1 protein-coding gene is annotated in these 8,190 nt (G+C 47.1%); it reads right to left on the bottom strand.

Annotation, left to right across the window (positions count from 1 at the left end; translation table 11 throughout):
- The coding region (locus VFT64_02990; GenBank protein ID HEU5046787.1) for a hypothetical protein at positions 1-7,116 on the bottom strand (7,116 nt) is incomplete at its 3' end.
- Positions 7,117-8,190 lie beyond the last annotated feature (1,074 nt).

Below are 8,190 nucleotides of genomic sequence, written 5' to 3'. Positions count from 1 at the left end.
ATCCGAGCTGGCTCCAACATTGACCGTGCCATTAGAAATGTAAGCCTTATCTAAGCCACCATTGCTGCCCGTCGTGCCATTGCCGGATATGCTGATGGTGCCCCCGTTAGAGGTGGTAGCAGTATTTCCGCCGCCATTGATCGTGATGCTATTACCTGTAGAAGCAGAAATCGTGTTGCTATTACCATTAATTGTCGCAGATGCACTCGCTGCCATGGTAATGGTGTTGCTCGCAGCGTTGACAATATTGCTGTAGCCGGTCAGGGAAATTGTAGCCACTCCGGTCGTATTCACCGTATCACCGTTGCCGGAGATTGTAACTGTATCGGATGCAACTGCATTGGTAATATTATTATTCCCAGCAATTGTAATAGACGTACTGCTACCGGTAGAAGTCACCGTGTTCGCGTTACCGGACACACTCACCGTATCATTATTCGCTACGTTAATTGTGTTGCCAGAGTAATTGCCCTGCACATCTGTATTCGCAGCTACGTTAATCGTACCGTAATACATATTGACCGTATCGATACCACCATTGGCACCAGTCGTACCATTCCCGGAAATATTAATTACATCCCCATTCGCAGCACTGACCGTATTGCCACCGCCATTGATCGTGATGGTATTGCTTCCGGCTGCAGTGATATTATTGGCGTTACCGATTACCGTCAGATTGTCACTGGCGCTAGTGGTAATAGTATTGCTGTTACCAATCACTTTTGCACTGGAGGTACTATAAAGCTGCACCAGATCGCTTGTGGCATTGAGCGTATCCAGGCCTGTAGTAATCTGCCCGTTACCCGTCACCTTGATCGTATTGCCGCTGCCAGAAGTAACGGTATTACTAATGCCCGTTCCGGTCAGGGTAACCACGGTTCCCGTGCCTGTAATAGACAAAGTATTGTAGCTGCCATTGATGGACATCGTATCGCTATTGCCGCCCGTGATCGTATTGCTGCTGCCGACAGTGGAAACAGTATCGCTGTCACCTGCGTTAATCGTATTATGGTCATAATTTACAAGCGCATCTGCATTGGCTGCAACATTAATGGTAGCGCTGTAAACATTTACTGTATCCACGCCTCCCGTGCTGCCTGTCGTACCGTTGCCAGAGATATTAATTACATCACCACCGGAGGCGCTTACCGTATTGCCACCACCAGCAACGCTAATGTTGCTTCCATTACCAGCATAGATCGTATTGCTATTGCCGTTAACGTAGATATTGGCGTTAGGATCACCCGTAATGGTATTACCGTTACCGACGATAAGAGCGGAGGATGTGCTATATAAACCAATCGTATCGCTCGTTGCATACAGCGTATCCATCAAGGAACTATTAGTAGTCTGCCCGTTGCCATTGACGTAAATAGTACCACCAGTCGAAATGGTCGCCATATTGCCAGTACCATTGAGGGTAATAAAGTCAGCTGTTGCAGTACTTCCATTAATGGTGTTGTTATTGCCAACAACATTCAGATCATCGTTGCTACCAACACTAATACTATTGCTGCTACCATTCAGGTTAAACGATGTGCTGTCTGCTGCTGTTACACTGCCAGAAGACGCATTTATGACATGGTAATTGGCAATAGTGGTCGTCTGGCCATTACCAGACACACTAATGGTATTGCCATTGCCAGCAGTAATCGTATCTGCTGTCCCGGCCACAGAAATATTGCTGCCCGTTGCCGTGCTCGCGCTTATTGCATTGTTGTTGCCGTTAACGTTCACATTGTCATGGCTTCCGAGATTGATTCCCGTACCAACAGTCGCGCCATTTCCTGAGCCATTGATGGTGAAGGAAGCATTATCGCTGGCATTTACTATGCCGTTGGAAAGATTGACCGTATTGTAATTAGCAACCGTTGTCGTCTGGCCGTTGCCTGTTATGCTCACAGTATCACCGTTACCAGCCGTTACCGTGTTGCCGGCACCATTTACCTGCACATTGCTGCCCGTACTTACGGTAACGGTATTGGTGCCGCCATTGACAGATATAGTATCGTTTGTACTGCCATTAATAGTGTTGCCGCTGCCGTTTATAATTGCGCCCGCAGAGGCTACAACACTGATTGTTGCATTGTTTGAATTATAGACCGGCAGAGAGGTGTTGATTCCAAACTCCCCGTTCTGGAAGGCATTGACCGTGAAAGTATCGTTCCCGTAAGCTACGGTTAGAGCCGTACCGTTAAGGGTATAGAGAAGACCGGAAGCGGTTGTTACGCCCAAATTAACGTTGCCAGCAGCCGCTTTTCCATCAAGTGTGATAGTGTCTCCCGTTGGGGTAATATTGGAAGCTACGTTAATGGTGTTTCCAGCACCAGTTAGAGAAATACTATTATTTGTATTAACCGTTACGATATCACCATTGCCATTGATTGTAGCAGTTGCTCCGCTTGCAAGCGTAATGCTGTTGTTAGCTCCATTTACAATATTGCTGTAGCCGGACAGGGAGATCGTAGCTGCACCGGTGGTGTTGACCGTGTCGCCGTTACCGGCAATGGTAACCGTATCGGATGCTATGGCATTAACGATGTTATTGTTACCCGTTACAGAAATCGACGTATTGCTGCCGGTGGAAGTCACCGTATTGGCATTACCGGAAACACTTATTGTATCGTTATTTGATACATTGATCGCATTGCCTGAATAATTGCCCTTAACGTCGGTATTAGCGGCCACGTTAATGGTGCCATAATACATATTGACCGTATCGATGCCGCCATTCGCACCGGTGATGCCGTTACCGGAGATGTTAATGATATCTCCATTTGCGGCACTGACCGTGTTACCACCGCCATTGATCGTGATGGTATTGCTCCCGGCTGCTGTAATCGTATTACCATTGCCGATGACCGTCAGGTTGTCGCTGGCACTCGTCGTGATGGTATTGCTGCCGCCAATTACTTTGGTGCTGGAGGAGCTATAAAGCCCGATTGTATCGCTTGCGGCATTGACGACGTTCAGCAGTGAAGCCGTTGTCGTCTGGCCGTTGCCGAATGTATAGATCGTATCTCCGGCCACTGCATTGATCGTGTTGCTGGAACCTCCCACCACAACCGTATCTGAAGCAGCCAGCGTTACTGTATTGGTAGAGCCGCTAATTTTAACATCCGAGCTGGCACCTATAGTGACTGAGCCACTGGATGCATTGACCGTATCTACGCCACCATTGCTGCCGGTCGTGCCGTTACCCGACACGTTCACCACGCCGCCGCTGGCAATGGTCAGCGTGTCACCGCCACCATTTATGGTCACCTTGTTACCGCTAGCCGCATTGATCGTGTTAGTGTTACCGTTGATATAAAGAGTGTCATTCACACCGCTGGTGATCGTATCCCCACTTCCATTGATGAGCGCACTAGAGGAAGCAGGAATATTTATTGTGCCGTTACTCGTCGTATACGTCGTAATAGCTGCCGTCGTATTGATGCCGAAATCGCCATTCTGGAAGCCGTTGATGGTAAGAGAATCCGCACCGTAAGCTATGCTTAAAGTAGTGCCGTTGAGCGTATAGGTTAAGCCATAAGGAGTTACCGCTCCCCATGCCACCACATTACTCGCCACAGCCTGGCCATCGAAGGTTATAATATCACCTGCAGCGGAAACACCTGATGTTTTGGTAATGCTATTGCTGTTGCCCGTAATCGTAACATTATCACTGCTGCCTACGGTAATCGCGTTGCCAGCGCCGGAAATATAAATATTATCATTGCTTAGCAGGCTTATCGTATTATTGCCGCCGTTGATAGCCGCGCTGGAAACCGCAGCCATATTGATAGTATCACCCGTTGCGGTTAACGTATCCATGCTGGATGCAGTAGTAACCTGACCGTCACCAGCAATATTAATCGTATTGTTGGCGGTAGCGGTGACTGTATTCACGCCACTAGTGATGGAAATCGTGCTGCCCGTAACATTGTTGGCAATAACAGTGTCGTTATTTGCAGACACCGTAAGACTATCGTTGTTGCCCAGATTAATCGTATCGCTGCTGCCGGTTAAAGTTGCCGAGCTGTTATCCGCAAGCGTGATGTTCCTGTTGCTCAAGCCTATGCTCATATTGGTGCCAGAGGTAGTCAAAGCAATGGCATTGTTCGTTGCGATGAGATTGAGCGCCGCGGCATCATTCACGATTTGTGCTGCGGTTAACTGCAGATTGGCTGCCGCGCCATCTGTCAGGCTGATAGAAGTGATTTTACCGCTCACCACGAGCGCATTTATTGCGTCCAAATCCGCAACAACATTCGTCGAGCTATCCGACAATACTATATGATAGGCTTGGCTAATAACAGCCAGTGCTGCTGTGTCACTTAGCTGTGCAACGCTTAACGTAAGCGTGGGAGTGCCGCTATCGGTAAGAGTAATGGATGTAATTTTACCCTGTGTTGCAAGAGCCTGAATGGCGTTAATATTGGCAGCGACATTTGTAGCCTGATCAGAGATGCTGACCGTATAAGACCGATTGATCTTGCTCAATGCATTTGCATCATCTGTAATTTGGAAGGCTGTAAGGCTCAATACCGGAGTGCCACTATCCGTCAGATTGATGGTTGCCAATCTTCCTTGATTATAAAGCACCTGAATAGCATCGATGTTGCTAACCACATTAGCTGCTGTATCAATGAAGGTAACACTAAAAGGCTCAACAGTATTATTAAAATAGGGTATGATATTATTTATCTGAGTCAATATTGCCGCCATGCTGGCATGCTGCGGATGGGTACTAAAATACGCATCGTAAGTAAGTACACTGGACGCATTAGAACCTGGAAGAGAAGTTATGTAATAGTAAAGATAGTTTGTAAAATCTTGCATAACTATTGTTGTAGCGCCTGTATAGATGGCATCATTACCAACTAAAGCACCCCCATTTGGATACAATGTCAGCAGACCTGTGTTGGGATCGTTATTAATAGTAATATTGACGGCACCGTCGGTGGGAAGGCAACTAATCATTACATCACCATTGGCGGAAGTAATATCGTATGTATCACCTCCATATTGAGGAGCCCCTTCGCCTATAAAAGTAACAGGGCCGCTAATCCCACTATTGGAAAATACATCCGATCCCGGTGAGCCTATAACAACATTGAAACCTTTTAATCCCGAAGCATTTGCAATAGTAACATTAGACGCAGCATCAAAATGCAGTATGCTGGTATCTGTGAACTTTAATGTCGCAATCGCACCACTATTTAATTCTCCCTGCAGTATGTTATAATTTATGGCTATATTTGCAGCGGTATCGGCAACAATGACTCGATGTGCGCCATTGATTTTGCTCAGTACATCGCCATATTGTATGGCCTGTGCCGCAGTCAGAGTAATCGTCGGCGTGCCGCCGTCACTCAGGTTGATCTGCGTAATTTCATTGCTGGTAATGAAATCATGCAGTATTTCCATATTGGCTGCGATATTGGCTGCCGTATCGGTATAGACCGTGCCGTTCAGCGTCGCCTCACCCGGCGCATTGGTCAACCCCATCGCCTGCGCCTGCTGCATTTCTGCGAGCCAGGTGTTGTACTGAGTTGCATTGTTTGCCAACGCCAGAGAAACATCAAACAGTATAGGATTAGTTAAGTACTGACCGTAATCATACGCCGCATTCAGATCACTGATTAATCCCGCTGTTGTGGTCGCCGTGCTATGATTCAAAGCATATTCCATGAATGGATTGCCGCCCTGAACTACTAAACTGCGTATTTCATGCAGCAAGGCATTATCAATAGCACCGGTTGGATCGCCATAAAGATTTGTTTTATCATCGCCCGGTTTAAAGTATGCGAAGAACCCGGTTTCAGCGTAATACCCTAACCCAAAGCTAGCGATACTACCTGTATTGGTAATATGCCCTCCAACCGTGGAAAGAATACCATTTAATTCCGCGACACATGCTGCCGCCATGTTAGCTGCAATGGCAGGATCGCCGCCATTATCCTGATTGGCAGGTCCGGCATAGAACTTCCCAGATGCGGCATCATAGCCAATGCCTGCGGAAGCGTTGGGACCAACACTTTTGCCCGGTCCAAATACGCTGCCGATAATAGAACCAAGGAATGAGCCTACCGCAGCACCGACAAGCGTACCGAGTCCGGGAACAATAGAACCAAGAGCTGCTCCAATTTCAGTACCGGTACCGGTAAGGATTGCGGCACCTATAGCTCCTCCAACAGCACCGCCGAACGTTGCCCCTTCATTGGGTGAACCAATCACCAATTTGCTTAAATCTTCTCCGATAAGATCACCAATTGCGGTTGCTCCTATATTGGTAAGATTAGGGAAAAAGTCAGTCGCTGTAACTGTTGCATTTACCACCGTACCTGTAACATAACTTTCAATCTGTGCAATAACCGGCGCAGTAATAGGGGTAAGATAGGTAGTCGCGGCAGCGCTTCCTAATACCGCCCCTATCTGTTGCGGCAGCCCAAGTTCACGGAACAAAGCAGCACCCGCGGCAGAACCACCGATGCTGCTCATGATATTGGCGATGCCAACAGCATAATTAGTCATAAAGCCCTGTGGCGCTGTTGCACTCGGCGGAAGAGCCGTGTTCAATGCTGCTGTCGCTGTCGCCTGTGCTATAATTGAAGGCGCTAAGTGATTCTTGAATAAAAACTGCGCAATCACCTGCGTCGCCAAGGCATTCGCCGCCACATTCTGGAATTGCTGGTAATTGAAGCTTGCCGCATCCGGCCCTTTCTTCACATTTCCCTTTTTATCTAGAATTATCGTCGCACTGGCATTCGTACCCGTCAAAGGCGGAAGATCGGTGACTATAATATCGCCATCCGGTGTAGTGATGGTTTCCTGCGCCAAGGTGCCATTCTGGTACTGCTTTGCGTCATAGGTAGTCCGGCCATTGGAAGAAGTCGTCTTAGTATCTGAGGACTGCAATCCATTATTTCCAATAGTCTGATCGAATTCAGTGTAAGAACCGTCAGCATTAGCACTCTGTTTCTGTAAAGTAACATTCGTATCTACCGACGGAGAAGCAGCTTCAATTTTAGTAACATTTCCAGGAGGAATGGACCACAGACGGTCACGAGGAAGGACAGTTATTCTATTACCCGCATCCGACAACGGTAGGACTGTATTAGAGTCAACCATATAGTTGCCATTATTTACATATACTACTTGCCCTCTGTATACATTCTGGGAAACAGGTTCAGTCCATGTTATAAATTTCCCGGCGGATTGATCAGTGCTAGAGGAAATAGTTCCTGGATCAAAATTACTATTTGCGGCAACATTAATATTATATTGACTTAGAACTCGGCCGTTGGATTGCTGGGAAATAGTCTGTGAAACAGAGGATGACAATATCTGGACGGTTGTATTGCCCTGGCCATCTGTATTTAAACCATTACCATTGATAGCTCCCAAGAGCTGATTGGTGTTTCCGACAAATAGCGGGCCGGAAGGAAGTTGGTAAACTCCATTGCTGTCTGGTGTAAGAAAGCTTGCAAGATTACTGCCACCAAACTTTGCAGAGAAATTTGGATCCTGACTTAATATTGCCTGACTAATAGTTCGAGCGATATTCTGCATCCCTTGATTAATGGCAGTAACTATTGCGTTAGCACTGGTTGCTCCCGAATAAGCACCAATTATTCCACCTGCTATTCCCCCTACCACTGTCCCTACAGGACCTACAACTGAACCAAATTCAGCGCCAACAGTAGATCCAAGTTCAGCACCAACTAGACCTAATTTTATACGGGCATAGCATTGCTGCACAGTAAGTAATGACCCTTGAATATCGCCGTTCACTGCCTGCTGTACCGCTTCCTTCCCTGAACTCAGTGCATCATAGGCAATCATCGCATAACCAACTCGCTGCAAACCACTCGTAAGCCCTTCCAGAGCAACAGCAAGTTGAGGATTGGTAGCTGCTATTTGTTGCATCGCCTGACTGATCTTGGCAGCGCCTGTCAATATCGAAAGTTCATCTGCGGGCATACTACTTACCGCCTGACTTTCAGTGATATAAGAATCAGTCGTGGAGGTATTAAAGGCATTAAATGGCTGTTGCGTATTTATATCGTAAGCAAGAGTTATATTATTGGTTAAATTGGCTGAAGTGTAGCTTGCAAGGTCTGTAAGCGCTGTCGTGCTAGAGAGCTCGGCAGACGTAAAACCATCTATTTTTGCACCAGAATTGACCGCAGTCATAATCTCGTT

Source organism: Rickettsiales bacterium (assembly GCA_035765535.1).
Lineage (GTDB): Bacteria > Pseudomonadota > Alphaproteobacteria > Rickettsiales > JABCZZ01 > JABCZZ01.
Note: the sequence above shows the minus strand (reverse complement) of the source record. Positions and strands in the feature narration are given on the sequence as shown.